Source organism: Leucobacter sp. OLIS6, assembly GCF_002752355.1.
Classification (GTDB): Bacteria; Actinomycetota; Actinomycetes; order Actinomycetales; family Microbacteriaceae; genus Leucobacter.
Genome location: NZ_MRAV01000005.1, coordinates 18808 through 38470, shown reverse-complemented (window position 1 = coordinate 38470; position 19663 = coordinate 18808). Strand labels below are relative to the sequence as shown.

Sequence of the window (19663 nt, the reverse complement as noted above, 5' to 3'; positions counted from 1 at the left end):
ACGCCGTGAACGCGCACCAGGATCCGCAGACCTCGCTCGACCAGCCGTCGCCCGAGGGTACCCGCCTCGGCGAGCTGTGGAGCATCCTCCCCGAGGAATCCTCGCGCGTCGACGGCCCGGAGGGCGGCGAGCTCGCGATCGGCGGGATCCCCGTCACCCGCCTGGTGGAGGAATACGGCACCCCGCTGCAGATCTTCGACGAGGCCGGCCTGCGCCGCCAGGTGCGCCGCTTCGTCGACGGCCTGCACGAGCGCTGGCCCGACTCGGAGGTGCTGTTCGCCTCGAAGTCGCTGCCCGTCGTCGGCATGTACGCGCTCGCGCAGGAGGAGGGCCTCTCGGTCGACATCGCGGGCGGCGGCGAGCTGCAGCTCGCGCTCGCCGCGGGCGTCGATCCCGCCCGTCTGCACTTCCACGGCAACGCGAAGAGCGACGCGGAGCTGCGCATGGCGCTCGACGCGGGCATCGGCACCATCATCGTCGACAACGACGACGAGATCACCCGCCTGGAGCGCCTGCTGACGAAGCCGCAGAAGCTGCTGCTGCGCGTGATCCCCGGCGTCGACGCCAAGACCCACGCCTCGCAGGCCACGGGCGGCCTCGACTCGAAGTTCGGGCTGCCCATGGACCAGGCGGCCCAGGCGATCGCACGCATGCAGGCGCACCCGCTCATGGAGTTCGAGGGCGTGCACCTGCACATCGGCTCGCAGATCCTCGACACCGCGCAGTTCGCAGAGGCCGTCGAGAAGATCTCGACGGTGGGCACCTTCGACACCTACGATGTCGGCGGCGGACTCGGCGTCAAGTACACCTACGACGAGGTCGCTCCGAGCGTGGAGTCCTACCTCGACGCGATCGTCGCCGCGGCGCGCGCGAGCCTGCCCGAGGGCGCCCGCATCATGATCGAGCCGGGGCGCTCGCTCGTCGCCCGCGCCGGCGTCTCCGCCTACCGCGTGGTCACCGTCAAGCACACCGGCAAGACCTTCGTCGCGGTCGACGGCGGCCTCGCCGACCTCATCGACATCGCGCTCACCGAGCAGCGCTACGAGCCCGTGCTGGCGAACCGCCTCGACGAGCCCTGGATCGAGACCGCCCAGGTGGTCGGCCGTCAGTGCGAGTCCGGCGACCTGCTGGTCGACCGGGCCCAGCTGCCTCCGGCGCGCGTCGGCGACGTGCTCGTCATGGCGACGACCGGCGCCTATTCGTACACCATGGCGAACAACTACAACGGCGCGCTGAAGCCGGCGATCGTGTTCGTGCGCGACGGCGAGGCCCGCCTCGTCGCGCGACGCGAGACCTACGAGGATCTCCTCGCAGTGCACGCGCCGGCGCTCGCCGGATAAGACCTCGGGGTCGGGCTCGCGCCCGGCCCCGTTTCCATTGCGGCCCGCGGCCGCGCCCCACTGCTCCCGAACCGACCACGACCACGACCATCCTCCAATGAAGAAGGACCTGTCACCATGCGCAAGCACGTCTCCCGTACCCTCATCGGCGTGGCCGCCGTCTCGGCCCTGCTGCTCACCGGCTGCTCGGGCGGAGGTGGGGGCGCCGACAGCGGCAAGCCGAACCTCCCGAAGGGTGACGAGGTCAGCACCAAGGCCGATCCGTCGCTGAAGAAGCTGCTGCCCGAGGACATTCAGAAGAAGGGGTCGATCGACATCGCCGTCGACATCCCCTTCCCGCCGCTCTCGGCCTACGACGCGAACAACCGGGAGATCGGTTTCGATCCCGAGCTCGGGCGTCTCATCGGGCAGAAGCTGAGCGTCGATGTGGTGCTCTCGAAGCAGGCCTTCGACAGCGTGATCCCGTCGATGCAGGCGAAGAAGCACGACATCATCATGAGCGGCATGAACGACACCCCCGAGCGCGAGCAGACGATCACCTACATCGACTACACGCACGGCGGGTTCGCGATCCTCGTGAAACCGGGCAACCCGAAGAAGATCACCGGGCAGAGCGCGCTCTGCGGGAAGACGGTGTCGGTCCAGAAGTCCACGATCCAGGGCGAGCTGCTGCGTGCCACGAAGTGCAGCGGCGCACCCGTCACCGTCATGGAGCTCCCGACCGACCTCGACGCCCTCACCGCGCTGCGTGCCGGGAAGAGCGACGCCTACTCGGCCGACGCGGTCGTCGCCGACTACGTCGCCGCGACGACCGACGACGGCAAGGCCTACGAGATCGTGCGCGATCCCGAGAACCCCGCCGGATTCAACCCGGTCTACAGCGGCATCGGCGTCCTGAAGAGCAACACCCAGCTCGTCGACGCGATGCAGAAGACCCTGCAGGCCCTCATCGACGACGGCAGCTACCAGAAGGTGCTCGAGCGCAACCACATGGAGGCCTACGGGGTGAAGGCCGCCGAGGTCAACCAGGGCGGGAAGAGCCAGTGACCGTCGCGGCTCCCGCAGCGGGATCGCTGCAGCTGAGCACCGAGGACGACGTCGACGCGATCCCGCTCCGCCATCCGTGGCGCTGGGTCGGCGCGGTCGCGGTGATCCTGGTGCTGGCCTTCTTCCTGTACTCGGTCGGCACGAACCCCAACCTCGACTTCGCGACGGTCGGCACGTTCGTGTTCGATCCGCGGATCCTGGCCGGCGTCGGCCTGACGGTCCTCATCACGCTCATCTCGATGCTCGTGTCGACGCTGCTCGCCGTGCTCGTGGCGGCGATGCGGCTCTCGAAGAATCCGGTGCTGTCGGGCGTCGCCTGGTTCTACGTCTGGGTGTTCCGCGGCACCCCGCAGATCGTGCAGATCGTGCTCTGGGGCTACCTGGGCCTGCTCTACGAGAAGCTGACGCTCGGGATCCCGCTCACCGACGTCGTCTTCTGGCAGGTGAACACGAACGATCTCATCAACGCCTTCGTCGCCGGCACGCTCGCGCTGACCCTGAACCAGGCCGCCTACTCCTCGGAGATCGTGCGCGCGGGCATGCTCTCGGTCGACGAGGGGCAGCGGGAGGCGGCGTACTCGCTCGGCATGTCGCCCGTCTACACCTTCCGTCGGGTCCTGCTGCCGCAGGCGATGCGCGTGATCATCCCGCCGATGGGCAACGAGACGATCTCGATGCTGAAGAACACCTCGCTGCTCATGGTGATCGCGGTACCCGAGGTCTACACCGCCGCGACCATGATCTCGGCCCAGAACCTCAAGCAGGTCGAGCTGCTGGTCGTCGCGAGCATCTGGTATCTGATCATGACCACGATCCTCTCGGTGCCGCAGTACTACCTGGAGCGTCGCTTCGGACGCGGCTCGAGCCGTTCCCTGCCACCCACGCCGCTCCAGCGGTTCCGCGCCATGCTCGACCGCCGCAGACCGGGCCCCGAGCCCGCCCCCGCGACGCAGATGACGGAGGTGATCGGCTGATGAGCGCGATCGAGAATCAGGCCATCGCGGCGCACGCCGACTCCGCACAGGTGCCGGGAGCGCTCGCCGCATCCGATGCGCTCGTGCAGATCCGCCGGGTCCGCAAGAGCTTCGGTGCGCACCAGGTGCTGCGCGACGTCTCGCTCGAGGTGCCAGCCGGCACCGTGACGGTGCTGCTCGGACCGTCGGGTTCGGGCAAGTCGACGCTGCTGCGCTGCGTCAACCACCTCGAGACCATCGACGGCGGGCGGATCATCGTCGACGGCGAACTGATCGGCTACCGGCAGGCCGGGCACCGGATCCACGAGATGACGCCGAAGCAGATCGCGAAGCAGCGGCGCGGCATCGGCATGGTGTTCCAGAGATTCAACCTGTTCCCGCACATGACCGCGCTCGAGAACGTGGTCGAGGCGCCCGTGGGCGTGGTGGGACGAGCCCGGCCCCTCGCACGGCAGCGGGCGATGGACCTGCTCGCGCGGGTCGGACTCGAGGACTTCGCGGGCCACTACCCGGCTCAGCTCTCGGGGGGTCAGCAGCAGCGCGTCGCCATCGCGCGGGCGCTCGCCATGGATCCGAAGCTGATGCTGTTCGACGAGCCGACCTCCGCGCTCGATCCCGAACTCGTCGGCGACGTGCTCGACGTGATGAAGGAGCTCGCTCGCGACGGGATGACGATGATCGTGGTCACGCACGAGATCGGCTTCGCGCGCAGCGTGGCCGACCAGGTCGTGTTCATGGACGGCGGCGTGGTCGTCGAAGCGGGTCCGCCCGCCGAAGTGATCGACGCCCCGCAGCGGCAGCGCACGCGCAACTTCCTCGAGAGCGTGATGTAGCGCCTCAGCGCCTGTCGCCCCAGCGCATCTGGAGACCGGTGAGCATGGCATCGAGACCGAGTTGGAAGACCAGGTCGTGCTCGTGCTCACCGGTCTCCTGCACGAGTGCGGCGAATGCGGCTTGGGTGTCGCCGAGCACGGCGGCGCCCGAGTTCGGTTCGGGCTCGTAGACGTTTTCGGGGCCGACGGAATCGAGCGCCGCACCGAAGATGAACGTCTCGATCGCGCTCAGCGACGGCAGGATGCTGCGGTCGTACCATCCGGCCGTGCGGAACGCGGCGGCGATGCGCTGATACATCAGCGAGGTCGCGGCGGTCTGCGCGACGGGCACGGCGACGATCACGTCGACGAGGGCCGGATGCGCGCGGAGGAACCGCAGATAGCTCCAGGCCCACTGCGCGAGCGCCTCCCGCAGCGACAGCGCGCCAAAGCCCGAGACGTTCAGGTGCGCGCTGACCTCCTCCTGCACCCAGGCGAGCACCGTGCCCCGGGATTCCACGTGGTGGTACAGCGCGCCGGGGGAGACGTTCAGGCGTTCGGCGAGGGCGCGCATCGTGAGCCGCTGCAGCCCGCCCGATCGGATCAGCGCGAGCGCCGCCGCGGTGATCCTGGCACGGTCGAGCCGAGGAACGCGCGGCCGGCCCCGTCCCCGGGAATTGAACGCCGATGCGTTCGCATCGGCCTCGCTCGAGGCAACTTCACCCATGGATGCAACGGTATCGGCTGATGGGTGCGTGCAGAAATTGAACGCAGGCGGCGAATCACGCCGCCGGCGGACCGCGACCGCGCACACTGTTGCGAGCGGATCGCCGAACCGGCGGTCGCGAACCCGAGGAAGGGCAGCTCATGGAGCACATCGAAACCGACGTCGTCGTCATCGGAGCGGGCGTCGCCGGGCTCACCGCCGCGCACCGACTGCGTCAGTCGGGCCGGGAGGTCGTCGTGCTGGAGGCGCGGGATCGCGTCGGCGGACGGGTGAAGTCGGACCTGTCGAACGGCTTCCTGATCGAGGTCGGCGGCCAGTGGGTGGCGCCCGACCAGGAACGGCTGATCGCGTTCATCGATGAGCTGGGGCTCGAAACCTTCGCACGCTACCGGCACGGCGACGAGATCTACATCGACCGTGCCGGTACCCGGATCCGGCACGCGACGGACCTGCCGCCGCTCGCCGCGGGCACGCTCGCCGAGATCGAGCGGCTGAGCGAGGAGCTCGATGTCCTCTCGAAGGAGGTCGATCCCTTCGAACCGTGGACCCACCCCCGAGCCGCGGAATTCGACGCGATCTCGTTCGAGGCCTGGCTGCGAGCGAACACCGCCGACGAGGACGCGGTCGCGTTCGTCGCCCCCTTCGTCTCGGGCGGCATGCTCACGAAGCCCGCGGAGGCGTTCTCCTTGCTCGCGGCACTCGTCATGGCGGCGAGCGCCGGCGGATTCACCGATCTCGCCGATCTCGACCTCGTGCTCAACGAGCGGGTGCTGGGCGGCATGCACAACGTGCCGTTCCGTCTCGCCGAGGAGGTCGGGGCCGAGCGGATCCGGCTGAACACCGATGTGCGATCGGTCGTGCGGGATGCGGACGGTGTGACGGTCACGGGCGCCGGGGTCACCGTCCGCGCGCGGGCGGCGATCGTCGCGCTCGGACCGCACCTGGTCTCGCGGATCGATTTCGAGCCGCCGCTGCCCGGGCGCAAGGCGCAGATGCTGCAGCAGTTCTCGATGGGGAGCGTGATCAAGGTGCAGGCGTTCTACGACGAGCCGTTCTGGCGCGCGGAGGGGCTCTCGGGCAGCACTTACGGTCCTCACGAGATCGTGCACGAGGTCTACGACAACACCGCGCCCGACTACGCGGGCGGGACGCTCGTCGGTTTCGTCTCGGACCGGCAGGCGGACGCGATGCTCGAGCTGGAGCCGGAGGCGCGCCGCGCGGCGATCCTCGGGTCCTTCGCGAAGTACTTCGGCGACGCGGCGCTCGCGCCGGCGTTCTACACCGAGAGCGATTGGATCGACGAGGAGTACACGCGCGGCGCCTACGGCACGAGCCCAGGCATCGGCGGGATCACCCGCTACGAGGAGCTGGTGCGGTCCTCGGTCGGGCCGATCCACTTCGCCTGCTCCGACATCGCGGGGCTCGGATACACGCACATCGACGGAGCGATCCGCATGGGGGAGCGCGCGGCCGTGCTGGCGTCCGCGCAGTAGAATCGCAGCATGTCCGACGCGCGCAGCCAGCTCATCGAGCTCATCAAGACCGAGGCCGTGTTCCACGGCGACTTCACGCTCACGAGCGGCAAGAAGGCCACCTACTACATCGACCTCCGCAAGCTGAGCCTCGACCACCGTGCGGCTCCGCTCATCGGCCAGGTCATGCTCGACCTCATCGGCGATGTCGACGGAGTCGTCGCGGTGGGCGGCCTGACCATGGGCGCGGATCCGATCGCGTCGGCGATCATGCACCAGGGCGTCGCCCGCGGCGAGGTCTACGACTCGTTCGTCGTGCGCAAAGAGCCGAAGGACCACGGTCGCGGCCGACAGGTCGAGGGCCCCGACCTCGCGGGCAAGCGCGTGATCGTGGTGGAGGACACCTCGACCACGGGCGGTTCGCCGCTCAAGGCCATCGAGGCGCTCGAGAAGGTCGGCGCCGAGATCGCGGCGGTCGCCGTGGTCGTCGACCGTCAGGCCCCGGCGAAGGAGCGGATCGAGGCGGCGGGCTACGAGTACCGCTACGCGATCGGCCTCTCCGACCTCGGGCTCGATCCTCAGTAGTCCGCGATCCCGCGATCCCGCGATCCCGCGGATGCCTGATAGGCGGGCCCTCATCGCAACGACCCGGGTGGGGGCTCTGAGCGCTCAGAACCCCCACCCGGGTCGTTTCGACTACGTGTGCTCGCGCTCCACCACGGCCTTCAGGAACTCGAGGACCACGTGCGCGGCGAGGCTCCCGGTCTGGTCGCGCAGGTCGTGGGTCGGCGAGACGGTGTTGACGTCGCAGACGACGACATCGAGCGATGCGACGCCCGCCAGCAGCTCGAGGCCCTGCGCCGTCGTCAGCCCGCCCCAGGCCGGGGTGACCACGCCGGGGGCGACCGCCGGATCGAACACGTCCATGTCCCAGCACAGATAGACGGGACGGTCGCCGACCGTCTCGCGGATCTCGTCGACGATGCCCGGGATGCCCGTCTCGCGCACCGCGCGCATCGGGCGAACCCGGTAGCCGAGCCGCTCGGCGACCCCGATCACGCCCGGGCGCCCCGCGAGCTCCGTGTCGCGGATGCCGACGTGGAACGACCGGGCGACGTCGATGACGCCCTCGCGCGCCGCGTGGACGAAGGAGTTCGCGTTATTGAACTCCTGCGGTTCGAACAGCTCGTACGCGTCGGTGTGCGCGTCGAAGTGGAGGAGCACCAGGTCGGGGTGCCGCCGGTGCGCCTCGCGCAGTTGGGGGAGGGTCACCGCCCCGTCGCCGCCGAGGGTCACGGGGATCGCGCCCGCGTCGAGGATCGCGCCGACCTCCGATGCGATCCGCGCGAAGGCCGCATCGACCTGGCCGGGAACCACGTCGACGTCGCCGAGGTCGACGAGCCCGAGGAGCGCGATCGGGTCGGCGCCGAGGTCCTCGGCGCTCTCGGCGACGAGCAGCGACGCCGCACGGATGTGCGCCGGGCCGCCGCGGCCGCCGATCCGGGACGGGTGGGAGCCCATGTCGAACGGGACGCCCAGCACCGCCGCGCGGGCGCCGGCCGCGGAGTCGGCGTGCGGCACCCCGAAGAGGGTGCCCGACGCGCGCCGGGTGTCGCCGGCCATGTCAGAGCACCTTCGAGAGGAACTGCCGAGTCCGCTCGTGCGACGGTGCGGTGAAGACGAGCTCGGGGTCGCCCTGCTCGATGATGGCCCCCGCGTCCATCACGATGACCCGGTCGGCGACCTCCCGCGTGAAGCCCATCTCGTGGCTCACGACGATCATGGTCATGCCCGCGGCGGCCAGATCCTTCATGACCTGGAGCACCTCGCCGACCATCTCGGGATCGAGCGCGCTCGTCGGCTCGTCGAACAGCATGAGCGCGGGGCGCATGGCCAGGGCGCGCGCGATGGCGACGCGCTGCTGCTGCCCGCCCGAGAGCGAGCGCGGCCGGGCGTCCGCCTTGTCGGCGAGGCCGACGCGTTCGAGCAGTTCGCGGGCGTAGGCGACGGCGTCGGCCTTCTTCTCGCCCTTCACCCGGACGGGGGAGTGCCAGATGTTCTCGAGCACCGTCATGTGCGGGAAGAGGTTGAAGTGCTGGAACACGAAGCCGATGTCGGAGCGCTGGAGAGCGAGCTCCCGCGCCGAGATCTCGACGGTCCGGCCGCCGCGCTCCCGCTCGCCGATCCGCTGCCCGTTCACGTAGATCTCGCCGCCCTCGATGGGTTCGAGCCGGTTCAGCGTGCGCAGGAAGGTGGTCTTGCCCGCGCCCGACGGGCCGACGAGCACCACGACCTCGCCGCGCTGGATCTCGAGCGATACGTCGGAGAGGATCTGACGATCGCCGAACCATTTCTCGATGCCGACGGTCCGGACGATCGGGCCGTCGGAGGTCTGGACCGGGACGGTGTACTCGGTGATGCTCACGCTGCAGCTCCTTCCAGGGCGGCGATCGGGTTCTTGGGAGCGATGCGGTCCCGCTTGCTGCGCATGCCGAACAGCCGCTTCCAGATGGACTCCGCCTTCGGCAGGCCGGCCTTGGTATTGAGCCAGTTCTCGATGGCGGTCTGGATGATGGTCCAGATGGTCGTGAGCAGCAGGTAGTAGAGCGCGACGACGATGTAGATCTCGAACGCCTTGAACGTCGACGACGCCATAGTGCTGCCGACCTGGAACATCTCGGCGACGCCGATGATCGACAGGATGGACGTGCTCTTCATGAGGCCGTTGAAGGAGTTGCCGAGCGGAGGCACCATGACGCGGATCGCCTGCGGCACGATGATCCAGCGCATGGCGCCGAGCGGGGTCATACCGAGCGACAACGCGGCCTCGGTCTGCCCCTTCTCGATGGATTCGAGGCCGCCGCGGACGATCTCGGAGATGTAGGCGCTCTCGTTGAGCATGAGGCCGATGATCGCGGCCTGCACCGCGCCCTTGATGAGGAATCCGATCGAGAGGTCCTCGAAACGGAAGATGTTCGCGGCGGCGAAGCCGGTGTAGAGGATCACGAGCTGGACGAGCAGCGGGGTGCCGCGGATGATCCAGACGTAGAGGCTGGCGATGATGCGCAGCGGGAGGAACCGGCTGCGCCCCATGAGGGCGACGACGAGGCCGAGCACGAGTGCGAGTGCCATCGCGACGATCGAGATGAGGATGGTCAGTGCGAGACCGTTCAGAAAGCTCTGGTTCGGGGCGAGCAGCGCCGTCCAGAAGTACTCCCAGTCGAATGTCATGGTGATGCGTCCTTGCGTGTCGGGGTGCGGCGGGGCCGAGGTGCGTGCCCCGCCGCGGGGCGGGCTAGGAGGTCTTGGTGATGTCGTTCGAGGCGACGCCCCACTTGTCGAGCACCTTGCGGTACTCGCCGCTGTCGACGAGGGTCTTGAACGCGTCGTCGAGGGCGGTGTTGAGCGCGGTGTTCTGCTTGAGCGTCGCGGCGCCGATGCGGATCTTGTCGGAGGGTTCGCCCACCATGCGGAACTCGCCCTTCGACTGCTTCTCGTAGAAGCTCATGATCTCGGAGGTGTCGATGAAGGCCTCGGTCTGCCCGTTGATGACCTGCTGGACCGCCGCGGTGCCCTCGTCGACGAGGGTCAGCTCGACCGGCTTCTTCCCGTCGGCCGCGCACTTCTTCGAGAGCTCCTCGGCGCCGTTGCCACCGGTCGCGCCGGTGATGGCGACGACCTTCGCGCCGCAGAGGCTCTCGTCGAATCCGGTGATCTTGCCGGGGTTCTTCTTGCTGACGCCGACGCCGGTGCCCGAGTAGAGGTACGGCACGAAGTTCGCGATCTTCTCGCGTTCGGGCTTGATGTAGAGCGAGCCCATGATGACGTCGCACTGCTTCGCCTGCATCGCGGGGATCAGCCCGGAGAATGCGTACTCCTCGAGCTTGGTGGTGAGCCCGAGCTCCGAGGCCAGTGCCTTCGCGAGGTCGATCTCGACGCCCTGCAGCTCGTTGTTCTCGTCGTAGAAGATGTTCGGCGGTGTGTCGCCGGTGCAGACGGTGAGCGTGCCCGCTTTGAGCACGGTCGGCGGCGCGACCTTGGCGTCGGCGGTGGAGGTCTTCTCGGCCTCTGACGACCCCGTGGAGCACCCGGTGAGGAGCGCGACGGAGGTGGCCGCGACGATCGCGAGCGCGGCGAGGGTGCGGGCGGGGGATGCGGGGAAAGCCACGGTGATTTCTCCTTCTCGGTGGTCGGACCGGGTGGTCCGCTGGCGCATTCCCCGGCGTTGGGGCTATGCTGGCTATCGTCTGTTGGTCAGACCAACTGACGAAGCTTCGAGAACCATACCCCCGATCGGCGGAGCCCGTCAACGGAACTCCGCGGCCCGCAAGGTCTCGATTCGATGACGGGAATCGCTAGGTTGAAGGCTGTACAGACCACGAAGGAGGCACCGATGGACTGGTCCGCACTCGGTCGTTCGACGACCCTCTCCGTGCCCGAACGGCTGTCGGTCGACCTGGAGCGGTTGATCCTCGACGGGCAGCTGGCCCCCGGAGACCGCCTCCCGGCCGAGCGTGAGCTCGCCGCGCACCTCGGTGTCTCGCGGGTCTCGATCCGCGAGGCCCTGCGCGAGCTCGAGAACCGCGGGCTCATCGACCGCAGGCCCGGCCGCGGCACGATCGTGCTGCAGCCCAGCGACGGTGCGGGGATCACCGACGGCATGCTCACCGGCGTCGCCTCGCTGCACCCCGAACTACACGACATCATGGAGCTCCGCGCCATCATCGAGCCTCCGATCGCCCGCATCACGGCGAACCGCGCCACCGCGCGCGACATCGCCCAGTTGCGCGAGCTCGTCGAAGCGATGGAGGGCGACGCGACCAAGGAGCGCTACGCCGAACTGGACCGGGCGTTCCACCAGGCCATCGCCCAGTACGCGCACAACCCGCTGCTCGCGTTCATCAACAGCGAGATCGCGCAGCAGATCGCGCCGAGCCGCGCGAGCCGCTATCAGACCAAGGCCCGACGGGCCGCGTCGAGCGCCGCCCACCGGCGCATCTACGAGGCGATCGCCGCGGGCGACGGGGAGACCGCCGAGCGCGAAGCGCGCGAGCACGTGCTCGACATCGGCCAGCAGATCGCCGCGGCCGCAGCGCAGAACGCGAACTGAGAGGAACGGACGAAGATGACCGTGCAGACGACCCGGGGAGCGATCTCCACATCCCACTACCTCGCGACCGAGGCCGGAGCCGCGGCGTTCGATGCGGGTGGCAACGCGATCGATGCCGCGCTCGCCGCAGCGGCCGCGCTCTGCGTCGTCTACCCGAACAACGTCGCCCTCGGCGGCGATCTGGTCGCGCTCGTCCGCAGCCCCGACGGCGAGATCCGCTTCCTCAACGGCACCGGCCCCGCGCCGGCCGGGCAGACGCTCGACGCCCTGCGCGCAGCGCACGGCGACCGGCTGCCGCTGCGCGGCATCGACACGGTCACGGTGCCGGGCGGGGTCTGCGGCTGGAACTCGCTGCACGAGTACGGCGCGGCGCTCAGCTGGTCGGCGCACTTCGACGCCGCGATCCGCTACGCCGCCGACGGCGTGCCCACCGCGAGCTCGGTCGCGGCCGCGATCGTCGAGGACCGTGAGGCGCTCGAGCGCGACCCGGGCTGCCGGGCGCTCTTCCTGCCGGGCGGCGAACCCCTGGCCGAGTACGACGACCTGGTGCAGCCGGCGCTCGCCGAGACCCTGCGGCGGGTCGCTGCGGGCGGATCGGCCGAGTTCTACGAGGGGGAGACCGCCGACCGGTGGATCGCCGGCCTCGCCGCACTCGGATCGAAGATCACGAAGCAGGACGCCATCGACTTCTCGGCGCACTGGGATGAGCCGCTCAGCGCCCCGTTCGCCGAACATCGGGTGTTCACCGGCCCGCCGAACAGCTCGGGCTTCATGCTGCTGCGCACGCTCGAATCGATCGAGGGCCTCGTCGCCGGTGCGCCGATCGTCGATCCCCTGGTGACCGGCGCCGGGGAGCTCGCCCGCGCGTTCGCCGCGGCGAACGCCGTGCGCGCGGCGTCGCTCGCCGACCCGCGCATGGGTGGTCTGAGCGGGGCCGAGCTCATCGAGATGGCGACCCCCGAGCACCCGCTGCCCGGCCAGCCGAAGCCCACGGGCGACACCGTCGGCATCAGCGCGGTGAGCGAGGACGGCTGGGCGATCTCCCTCATCAACTCGGTCTACTTCGGCTTCGGCGCCTGCGTGCTCGAGCCCGAGACGGGGATCCTCTTCCAGAACCGGGGCACCTCGTTCTCGCTCGATCCCGCTGCCCCGAACGCCTTCGCTCCGCGCAAGCGGCCGCGGCACACGCTCATGCCCGTGCTCGTGCTGCACGGTGGCGAGCTCGCCTGGGTGCCGTCGACCATGGGCGGTTCGGCGCAGCCGCAGATCCACACCCAGCTGCTGCTGCGCGCCCTCGAGGGCGGCAACCCGTCCGAGGCGACGCACGCGCCGCGGTGGATGGTGTGCGAGCCGAACGATGCCGGCGAGGTGCGGGTCATGGCCGAGGCCGACGTGCCCGAGGCGGCGATCGCGGCGATCGCGGAGGCCGGCTTCCCGATCGACGTCGTGCCGCCCCACTCGGAGGACCTCGGCCACTCCAACCTGATCCGCGTCGACGGCACCGATTACGCGGCGGCGAGCGACCCCCGCTCCGACGGATCCGCGATCGTCCGCTGAACGCGGCGTCCCCACCCGTCTCTTGACCCCACCTCCCTGGAAGGCAGCATGACCGACAGCCCTCGTCCCGGAATCATCATCCTGATCGTGCTCGGCGCGGTCACCGGAATGCTCTCCGGATTGTTCGGCATCGGCGGCGGCATCGTCCTCGTCCCGCTGCTCGTCCTCATGCTGCACTTCCCGCAGCGGCTCGCCGCCGGCACCTCGGTGGCGGCGATCCTGCCCGCCGCCGTGGTCGGCGGCATCGGCTACGCGGTGCAGGGCAACGTCGATTGGATCGCGGCGCTGTGCCTCGCGATCGGCGTCGTCGTCGGCGCGCAGATCGGCAGCTACCTGCTGTCGAAGGTGCCCACGGGCTTCCTGCGCTGGATGTTCATGGTGTTCCTCGCCGCAGTCGCGGTGAGCCTCTGGTTCGTGGTGCCCCACCGCGATTCCGAGATCGGGATCACCTGGTTCTCGGCCGTGATGCTCGTCGTCACGGGGCTGATCACGGGTGTGCTCTCAGGGCTCCTCGGCGTCGGCGGCGGGGTCGTCGTGGTCCCGATCCTGATGTTCTTCTTCGGGGCGTCCGACCTCATCGCAAAGGGCACTTCGCTCATCATGCTGATCCCCGGATCGATCTCGGGCACCCTCGGCAACTTCCGCCGGCGCAACGTCGACCTGCGCGCCGCAGCCGCGCTCGGGATCTCGGCGAGCGTGCTGTCGCCGCTCGGCTCGGTGCTCGCGACGTACATCTCGCCGCTCTGGTCGAACATCGCCTTCTCGATCCTGCTCGCCTTCGTGCTCGTGCAGATGGCGCTGAAGATGCGCAAGCCGAAGAAGTAGGCCAGGCGCGTTCTTTCCCCGCGACCTCGATGAGCGCGAACCGCCGTCGAGTGAACGCTGGTACACGGAATGCGCCGCTATTTCGTGTACCAGCGTTCACTCGACGTGCAACGGGCGAAGGCGATGCGTGCCCGACCGGTCAGGAAGCGGGGTCGCCCGCGACGGGGAGCACCACGTCACTGCGCTTGTAGTGCGTGAGCAGCGGGCTCGACTCGATCCGCAGCGCGCCCCGGTCGGCGAGGCCGGCCTCGAGGTCGTGGAGGAGCCCGAAGAGCTCCCGGCGGGATGACAGGGTGAGCAGCGCGCGCACGCTCGGCCCCGTCGGCAGTTCGGCGGCCCAGCGGGTGCGCCAGTCCTGGGCGAGGAACGCCGCGACCTCGTCGACGCGCGACGCCGGCGCGTGCACGGTGATCAGGGACTCGAGCGGGAACCCGAGCAGCGCGGGATCGATCACGGCCCGGATGCTCAGGTAGTCGGTGCGCTGCATCTGCGCGATGCGCTTGCGCACGGTCGGCTTCGCGATCCCCACCGCGTTCGCGATCGCGTCGATGCTCAACCTGCCGTCGACGCTCAGCAGGCGGATGATCTCGGAGTCCGTCTGATCCGGTTCGAGGCCCTCGTTCCGGTGCTCCGCGGCGGCACGGAGCGCCCGGCTCTCGTCCTCGCCGAGCATGTCGAGCTGCTCGGAGCTGAGGATATTGGGATGCCAGCCGCGCACGGTGCGGCGGAAGCGGTCGATGTACTCGAAGGAGTATCCGGTGACCGGCTGCGTCGCGAGCTCCTCCTCGATGAAGCGGGATCGGTCGTCCGAGCGGATGTAGACCTCGGAGATGATCGCGCTCTCGCCGATGAGCGTGGCGACCCACAGCGTCTCGGGTCGGTGCGCGAGCCAGCCGGCGACGGCGCCGAGATCGGCTGGTCGGCACTCGATCCGGGCGAAGTAGCCGTCGCCGCGGTCGATGAGGTGGGGCTGGGACAGTCCTCGGACGCGCACGAGGCCCTGTTCGATGAGGCGCGCGCCGCGGCGCGCGACCGTGCGCTCCTGCAGGCCCGTGGTCTGGGCGATGAGGCGCCACGAGGCGCGCCCGTTGCGCAGCAGCGCGGCGCAGATCTCGCGGTCTGCCTGGTCGAGCGGCTCGGTCATCGCGCACCTCCTGTTCAGGAGCCTAACGGCTTGAAAGGTGGCTTTTCGGACACGAAAGCTATTCGAGGTTGACAGAATCGTCACGATGTCTCACGATCTATACCTAAAGAGGACACGTCGGGGGCGAAAGTTTCCCGATCTACTCATTCAAGGAGGAGTGAGTGACTGAAACGGACATCGATCTCTGCCGCGGCAGCGCGCAGGAGCAGATCGAAGCGCTCGCCCGCGGCGAGCTCTCGGCGCGCGAGCTGCTGGCCGAGACGCGTGAGCGCTACGAGCGGATCAACCCGGTTATCAACGCCGTCGTGACGGTGGACTTCGATGCCGCGGAGGCCGCCGCCGCCGAGTCCGACCGCCGACGCGCGGCGGGCGAGCCCGTGCGCCCGCTCGAAGGGCTTCCGATCGCGGTCAAGGATCTGGAGGACACCGCGGGGATGCGCAGCACCTACGGCTCGCAGCTGCACGCCGAGCACGTGCCGGCCCGCGACAGCCTGGTGGTCGAGCGCATGCGCGCGGCGGGCGCCGTGATCTACGGCAAGACCAACACCCCCGAGTTCGGCACCGGATCGCACACCTACAACCGGGTCTTCGGCACCACCACGAACCCCTACGCGCCGGACCGCAGCGCCGGGGGATCGAGCGGCGGGGCCGCCGCCGCGCTCGCCGCGGGGCTGTCCTCGGTGGCCGACGGCTCGGACATGGGCGGCTCGCTGCGCAACCCGGCGGCCTTCTGCAACGTGGTCGGACTGCGCCCCTCCATCGGGCGCGTGCCGAACTGGCCGTCGAAGGACGCCTGGGAGTCCCTCGCCACCAACGGTCCGATGGGGCGCACGGTCGGTGACGCGGCACTGCTGCTCTCGGTGCTCTCGGGCGGCGACGCCCGGTCGCCGCTCGCGTTCCCCGACGCGCTCGCCCCCGGGATCCCCGAGCTCGCGGGACCGCTGCGCATCGGGTGGAGCCGCACGCTCGGCGGCCTCGAGATCCAGTCGGCGGTGACCGAGGTGCTCGACGGCGAAGGTCTGCCCGCGCTGCAGCGGCTCGGGCACGCGGTCGCCGACGTCGAGCCCGAGCTCGCGGAGGCGGATCCCGCATTCCGCGTGCTGCGCGGCATCGGCTATGCCCGGGGCTTCGGCGACCTGCTCGACGAGCATCGCAGCATCCTCAGTCCCGAGCTGGTCGCGAACACGGAGTACGGGCTCGGACTCGGGATCGCCGACTTCGCCGAAGCGCGCGAGCAGCGCACCCGGGTCTACGACGGCATGGTCGGAATGTTCGAGCGCATCGACGTGCTGGCCGCTCCGGTCACCACGGTGCTCCCGTTTCCCGCCGAGCAGCACTGGCCGAGCGAGATCAACGGCGTCGCGCAGGCGGACTACCTCGACTGGATGCGGGCGAGCTGGCGGATCTCGGTGACCGGCTTCGCCGCGATCAGCGTGCCCTGCGGGTTCAGCCCCGAGGGGCTTCCCGTCGGTCTGCAGCTCATCGCGCCCCCGCGCAGCGAAGCGCTGCTGCTCTCCCTGGCCCGCCAGTTCGAGCGCGAGCTCCCCATGTGGCGCAGCGCACCGATGGTGCTCTCCCGCTGACCCGAACCGCCCAGCTATTGCAAAGGAGCAATATGAAACCCCGACTGCTGACACCCGGACGGGCCGCCATCATCGGCATCCCGATCCTCGGCTTCTTCTCGACCCCGTTCTGGACCTTCGCGCAGGAGCCGACCCTGTGGTTCGGCCTCCCGGCCGTGCTCGTCTGGATCGCTGTCCTCGTCGTGCTCACCGTCGTGAGCATCCAGATCGTCGAGTCCCTGTACCAGCGCAACGGCGGCCGCGAGGCCGACCTCGCCGAGAAGGAGCGCCTCGAGACCCAGCAGATCCAGCTGCTGCGCCTCGAGCGCATCGCCGCCGAGGAAGAGGAGGGGATCCGATGACCGTCGCGATCATCATCATCGTCGGGATCCTGATCATCGGGGCGCTCGGCATCGGCCTCCGCCGCCGGCAGACCAGCGCTTCGCACTGGGTCGTCGGCAAGCGCGACATCCCGAAGTGGACCACCTGGTTCCTGCAGGCGGGCGAGTCGCTCACCACCTTCAGCTTCCTCGGCCTCGCGGGCCTCGCCTTCGGCGGCGGCGCGAGCGCGGTCTACGCCATCGGCTACCTGACCATGGCCTGGCCGATCAACTACTTCGTCGCTCCGCGCATCCGCGAGCTCGCCCAGCGCCGCGGCTACCTCACCATGGCCGACTACTTCGAGGATCGCTTCCGGGCCCGCTGGCTCGGCAAGGTCGTCGCGATCATCGGTGCGATCACCCTGATCCCGTACCTGCAGCTGCAGATCACCGGTCTCGGCATGATCGTCGAGCTCGCGACCGGCAGTTCGAGCGCCCGCGGCCTGAGCATGGTCATCGCGAGCATCCTCGTCGCGATCTTCGTCGCCTGGTCCGGCATCAAGGGCATCGCCCGCGTCGCGATCCTCAAGGACATCCTGATGGCGCTGGCGCTCGTCGTCGTGATCGCCGGAGTGGCGATCAGCTTCAACGGCATCAGTCCCGTGTTCGCCGAGATCGCCGACAGCGTGCCGACGCTGCTCACGCTGCAGGCCGACGGCTTCGGCCCGGTGTGGTTCGTCACCTCGATGCTCGTCACCGTGATCGGCGCGGGCTTCGCGACGCTGCCGCACCTGTGGCCGCCCATGCTCGCCGCGAAGAGCGGCGAGGTACTGCGGAGCAACTCGAAGTGGCTGCCGATCTACCAGCTGCTGCTGTTCATCCCGATCATGGTCGGCATGGCCGCTGTGCTGCAGCTGCCCTCCGACACCCCCGGTAACGCGGTGCTGCTCACCATGACCGGGAACATCGTGCCGGACTGGCTGCTCGGCCTCGTCGCGGTCGGCGGCGCCTCGGCCGCCATGGTGCCCGCCGCCGGCATCGTGATGGGCATCTCGACCCTCGTGAGCTCCAACGTGCTGCAGAACGTGAGCCCCGCGCGCAAGATGACCGTCAACTACGTCGTCATCGTGGTCGCGCTCGGGCTGTCGCTCGCCTTCGGGCTGGTCCGTTCCGACATCGGCGCGCTGCTGCTGCTCACCTACGGCGGCACGACCCAGCTCGCACCGGGCATCGTCCTGGCGCTGCAGCGGAAGGTGCGCGTCGGAGCCTGGCCAGTCGGGCTCGGCATCCTCGTCGGCGTCGTCACGGTCGCGACCATCACCTTCGCGGGGATCCCGACCGGCGGCATCGACTCCGGCCTTATCGCTCTCGTCCCGAACCTCCTGGTGCTCGTCGTCGCCGAGGCGATCCGACGCTCGCGCGGCGGTACCGCGGTCGAACAGGTCGAGTTCGAGGACGAGGCGTCGGTCCCCGTCGCGCGATGACCCGGGACCACGGAAGGAGCCGAGCATGCTGAACACCCGCCTGACCGACGCCGAACGCGACGCGATGCACGCCGACTACCGGCACCTGCACGCGAATCCGGAGCTCTCGATGCAGGAGCACCGCACCGCCGAGTTCATCGAGGCGCGCCTCGGCGATCTCGGGATCGAGCACTTCCGCTGCGGCGGCACGGGAGTCGTCGGCGTGCAGCGCAACGGCGACGGCCCGGTGGTCGGATTCCGCGCCGACACCGACGGGCTGCCGATCCGCGAGGACACCGGCGCCGACTACGCCTCGTCCGCGACCGGCACGCTCGCGGACGGCACCGTCGTCCCGGTGATGCACGGGTGCGGCCACGACACCCACGTCGCGGTCGCGCTCGCCGCGGCCGCCGCGATGGCCCGGCAGCCGGGATCCTGGGCGGGGACGGTCGTCTGGCTGTTCCAGCCCGGCGAGGAGACCGCCGCGGGCGCCGCTGCGATGGTGGCCGACGGGCTGTGGGACCGGGCGCCGGTGCCGGAGCTCGTGCTGGGGCAGCACGTCTTCCCCGAGACCCCCGCGGGAACCGTCGCGCTCGCGACGGGGCCGGCGATGGCCATGGCGGATTCGCTGCGGGTCACCGTGCACGGCAAGCAGTCGCACGGATCGCAGCCGCAGGACTCGATCGATCCGATCGTGCTCGGCGTGCACATGGTCGCCCGGCTGCAGACCATCGTCTCCCGCGAACTGCCGCCGCAGTCGCCGGCGGTCGTCACCTGCGGCACGTTCCACGCCGGACTCAAGGAGAACATCATCCCGGACCGGGCCGAGTTCACCCTCAACATCCGGACGCTCACGGAGGACGCACGCGAACGGGTGCTCGCCGCGATCGTGCGCATCGTGAACGCGGAGGCCGACGCCTCGGGCGCTCCGCACCCTGAGATCGAGGAGCTGTACCGCTTCCCGCGCCTGCACAACGACGAGGTGCGGGCGGAGGAGGTGCGCGCCGCGCTCCGGGAGGAACTGGGCGAGGAGAACGTGTTCACGGCCCCGCCCGCGATGGGGTCGGAGGACTTCGGAACGCTCCCCGACAGCGCCGGTGCACCGGGCGTCTACTGGGTGTTCGGCGGCTTCCCGGCGGACCACCCGGCCCCACCCGTGAACCACTCGCCCCACTTCCTGCCCGTGCCGGAGCCGACGCTCAGCACCGGGGTCCGCGCGGCGCTCGCTGCGCTGGGGCATTCCCTGGGCCGGTGATCCGACCCGCCGACCGCGGCCCGGGCCGGACCGGAACCCGGGCCGGTGGTCGGCA

The 19663-nt window shown here is 69.8% G+C and carries 19 protein-coding genes; 13 read left to right on the top strand and 6 right to left on the bottom strand.

All coding sequences use genetic code 11. From position 1 onward, the window contains the following. The first annotated feature begins 5 nt into the window (after positions 1–5). From lysA to BMH31_RS03075, 4 genes are all read left to right on the top strand, one after another. Positions 6–1340 carry a diaminopimelate decarboxylase gene (lysA, locus tag BMH31_RS03090; RefSeq protein WP_099723840.1) on the top strand — a complete coding sequence of 445 codons (1335 nt, stop codon included), beginning with the start codon at positions 6–8 and terminating at the stop codon, positions 1338–1340. Between the two features lie 117 nt (positions 1341–1457). After that, the gene (locus BMH31_RS03085; RefSeq protein ID WP_099723841.1) at positions 1458–2387 is read left to right on the top strand and encodes an ABC transporter substrate-binding protein; all 930 of its coding nucleotides are present in this window, start codon (positions 1458–1460) and stop codon (positions 2385–2387) included. Then, complete coding sequence (locus BMH31_RS03080; RefSeq protein WP_099723842.1) at positions 2384–3361, top strand: amino acid ABC transporter permease; 978 nt, start codon at positions 2384–2386, stop codon at positions 3359–3361. The genes BMH31_RS03085 and BMH31_RS03080 overlap by 4 nt, the downstream gene beginning before the upstream one ends. Continuing rightward, complete coding sequence (locus tag BMH31_RS03075) at positions 3361–4194, top strand: amino acid ABC transporter ATP-binding protein (RefSeq protein ID WP_099723843.1); 834 nt, start codon at positions 3361–3363, stop codon at positions 4192–4194. The genes BMH31_RS03080 and BMH31_RS03075 overlap by 1 nt, the downstream gene beginning before the upstream one ends. A 4-nt stretch (positions 4195–4198) precedes the next feature. Here BMH31_RS03075 and BMH31_RS03070 read toward each other — a convergent pair whose 3' ends face one another. Beyond that, positions 4199–4900, bottom strand: a complete 702-nt coding sequence (locus BMH31_RS03070) for a TetR/AcrR family transcriptional regulator (RefSeq protein ID WP_099723844.1) — start codon at positions 4898–4900, stop codon at positions 4199–4201. 140 nt (positions 4901–5040) lie between these two features. Between BMH31_RS03070 and BMH31_RS03065 the strand changes: the two genes are divergently transcribed. Together BMH31_RS03065 and pyrE are read left to right on the top strand one after the other, a co-directional pair. After that, a complete protein-coding gene (locus tag BMH31_RS03065; RefSeq protein WP_099723845.1) occupies positions 5041–6393 on the top strand; it encodes an NAD(P)/FAD-dependent oxidoreductase in 1353 nt (450 codons plus the stop codon). A gap of 9 nt (positions 6394–6402) precedes the next feature. Continuing rightward, positions 6403–6957, top strand: a complete 555-nt coding sequence (gene pyrE, locus BMH31_RS03060) for an orotate phosphoribosyltransferase (RefSeq protein ID WP_046456794.1) — start codon at positions 6403–6405, stop codon at positions 6955–6957. Positions 6958–7068: 111 nt separating this feature from the next. Here pyrE and BMH31_RS03055 read toward each other — a convergent pair whose 3' ends face one another. The 4 genes from BMH31_RS03055 to BMH31_RS03040 form a co-directional block, all read right to left on the bottom strand. After that, positions 7069–7995 carry an arginase family protein gene (locus BMH31_RS03055; protein WP_099723846.1) on the bottom strand — a complete coding sequence of 309 codons (927 nt, stop codon included), beginning with the start codon at positions 7993–7995 and terminating at the stop codon, positions 7069–7071. Between the two features lies 1 nt (position 7996). After that, entirely contained in the window at positions 7997–8791 is a 795-nt protein-coding gene (locus tag BMH31_RS03050; RefSeq protein WP_275066535.1) for an amino acid ABC transporter ATP-binding protein, read from the bottom strand. A 2-nt stretch (positions 8792–8793) separates the two neighbouring features. Continuing rightward, complete coding sequence (locus BMH31_RS03045; protein ID WP_099723847.1) at positions 8794–9603, bottom strand: amino acid ABC transporter permease; 810 nt, start codon at positions 9601–9603, stop codon at positions 8794–8796. Between the two features lie 64 nt (positions 9604–9667). After that, positions 9668–10540, bottom strand: a complete 873-nt coding sequence (locus BMH31_RS03040) for an ABC transporter substrate-binding protein (RefSeq protein ID WP_199068071.1) — start codon at positions 10538–10540, stop codon at positions 9668–9670. Positions 10541–10765: 225 nt separating this feature from the next. Between BMH31_RS03040 and BMH31_RS03035 the strand changes: the two genes are divergently transcribed. The 3 genes from BMH31_RS03035 to BMH31_RS03025 are packed head-to-tail and all read left to right on the top strand — an operon-like array spanning position 10766 to position 13864. Further along, on the top strand, positions 10766–11482 hold the full coding sequence (locus BMH31_RS03035; RefSeq protein WP_099723849.1) for a FadR/GntR family transcriptional regulator: 717 nt from the start codon (positions 10766–10768) through the stop codon (positions 11480–11482). A gap of 15 nt (positions 11483–11497) precedes the next feature. Beyond that, the gene (locus BMH31_RS03030) at positions 11498–13039 is read left to right on the top strand and encodes a gamma-glutamyltransferase (RefSeq protein WP_099723850.1); all 1542 of its coding nucleotides are present in this window, start codon (positions 11498–11500) and stop codon (positions 13037–13039) included. Between the two features lie 48 nt (positions 13040–13087). After that, positions 13088–13864 (top strand): sulfite exporter TauE/SafE family protein, encoded by a 777-nt coding sequence (locus tag BMH31_RS03025; protein ID WP_099723851.1) that lies wholly within the window; start codon positions 13088–13090, stop codon positions 13862–13864. Positions 13865–14003: 139 nt separating this feature from the next. Here BMH31_RS03025 and BMH31_RS03020 read toward each other — a convergent pair whose 3' ends face one another. After that, entirely contained in the window at positions 14004–15008 is a 1005-nt protein-coding gene (locus BMH31_RS03020) for an AsnC family transcriptional regulator (RefSeq protein WP_099723852.1), read from the bottom strand. A 161-nt stretch (positions 15009–15169) separates the two neighbouring features. Between BMH31_RS03020 and BMH31_RS03015 the strand changes: the two genes are divergently transcribed. Genes BMH31_RS03015 through BMH31_RS03000 form a run of 4 tightly spaced genes read left to right on the top strand, consistent with a single transcriptional unit; the run spans position 15170 to position 19608 of the window. Further along, the gene (locus BMH31_RS03015; RefSeq protein WP_099723853.1) at positions 15170–16591 is read left to right on the top strand and encodes an amidase family protein; all 1422 of its coding nucleotides are present in this window, start codon (positions 15170–15172) and stop codon (positions 16589–16591) included. A 32-nt stretch (positions 16592–16623) separates the two neighbouring features. After that, positions 16624–16932, top strand: coding sequence for a hypothetical protein (locus BMH31_RS03010; protein WP_099723854.1), 309 nt, complete (start codon positions 16624–16626; stop codon positions 16930–16932). Then, positions 16929–18374: a sodium:solute symporter gene (locus tag BMH31_RS03005; protein WP_099723855.1), complete on the top strand. Its 1446-nt coding sequence runs from the start codon at positions 16929–16931 to the stop codon at positions 18372–18374. Before BMH31_RS03010 ends, BMH31_RS03005 begins: the two co-directional genes overlap by 4 nt. Positions 18375–18399: 25 nt before the next feature. Further along, positions 18400–19608: an amidohydrolase gene (locus tag BMH31_RS03000; RefSeq protein WP_099723856.1), complete on the top strand. Its 1209-nt coding sequence runs from the start codon at positions 18400–18402 to the stop codon at positions 19606–19608. Positions 19609–19663 lie beyond the last annotated feature (55 nt).

Coding starts and splice junctions, on each gene's coding strand:
- BMH31_RS03005 (WP_099723855.1), top strand. CDS start 16,929: ATGACCGTCGCGATCATCATCATCGTCGGGATCCTGATCATCGGGGCG.
- BMH31_RS03010 (WP_099723854.1), top strand. CDS start 16,624: ATGAAACCCCGACTGCTGACACCCGGACGGGCCGCCATCATCGGCATC.
- BMH31_RS03055 (WP_099723846.1), bottom strand. CDS start 7,995: ATGGCCGGCGACACCCGGCGCGCGTCGGGCACCCTCTTCGGGGTGCCG.
- BMH31_RS03065 (WP_099723845.1), top strand. CDS start 5,041: ATGGAGCACATCGAAACCGACGTCGTCGTCATCGGAGCGGGCGTCGCC.
- BMH31_RS03070 (WP_099723844.1), bottom strand. CDS start 4,900: ATGGGTGAAGTTGCCTCGAGCGAGGCCGATGCGAACGCATCGGCGTTC.
- BMH31_RS03085 (WP_099723841.1), top strand. CDS start 1,458: ATGCGCAAGCACGTCTCCCGTACCCTCATCGGCGTGGCCGCCGTCTCG.
- BMH31_RS03000 (WP_099723856.1), top strand. CDS start 18,400: ATGCTGAACACCCGCCTGACCGACGCCGAACGCGACGCGATGCACGCC.
- BMH31_RS03075 (WP_099723843.1), top strand. CDS start 3,361: ATGAGCGCGATCGAGAATCAGGCCATCGCGGCGCACGCCGACTCCGCA.
- BMH31_RS03025 (WP_099723851.1), top strand. CDS start 13,088: ATGACCGACAGCCCTCGTCCCGGAATCATCATCCTGATCGTGCTCGGC.
- BMH31_RS03035 (WP_099723849.1), top strand. CDS start 10,766: ATGGACTGGTCCGCACTCGGTCGTTCGACGACCCTCTCCGTGCCCGAA.
- BMH31_RS03020 (WP_099723852.1), bottom strand. CDS start 15,008: ATGACCGAGCCGCTCGACCAGGCAGACCGCGAGATCTGCGCCGCGCTG.
- pyrE (WP_046456794.1), top strand. CDS start 6,403: ATGTCCGACGCGCGCAGCCAGCTCATCGAGCTCATCAAGACCGAGGCC.
- BMH31_RS03045 (WP_099723847.1), bottom strand. CDS start 9,603: ATGACATTCGACTGGGAGTACTTCTGGACGGCGCTGCTCGCCCCGAAC.
- BMH31_RS03030 (WP_099723850.1), top strand. CDS start 11,498: ATGACCGTGCAGACGACCCGGGGAGCGATCTCCACATCCCACTACCTC.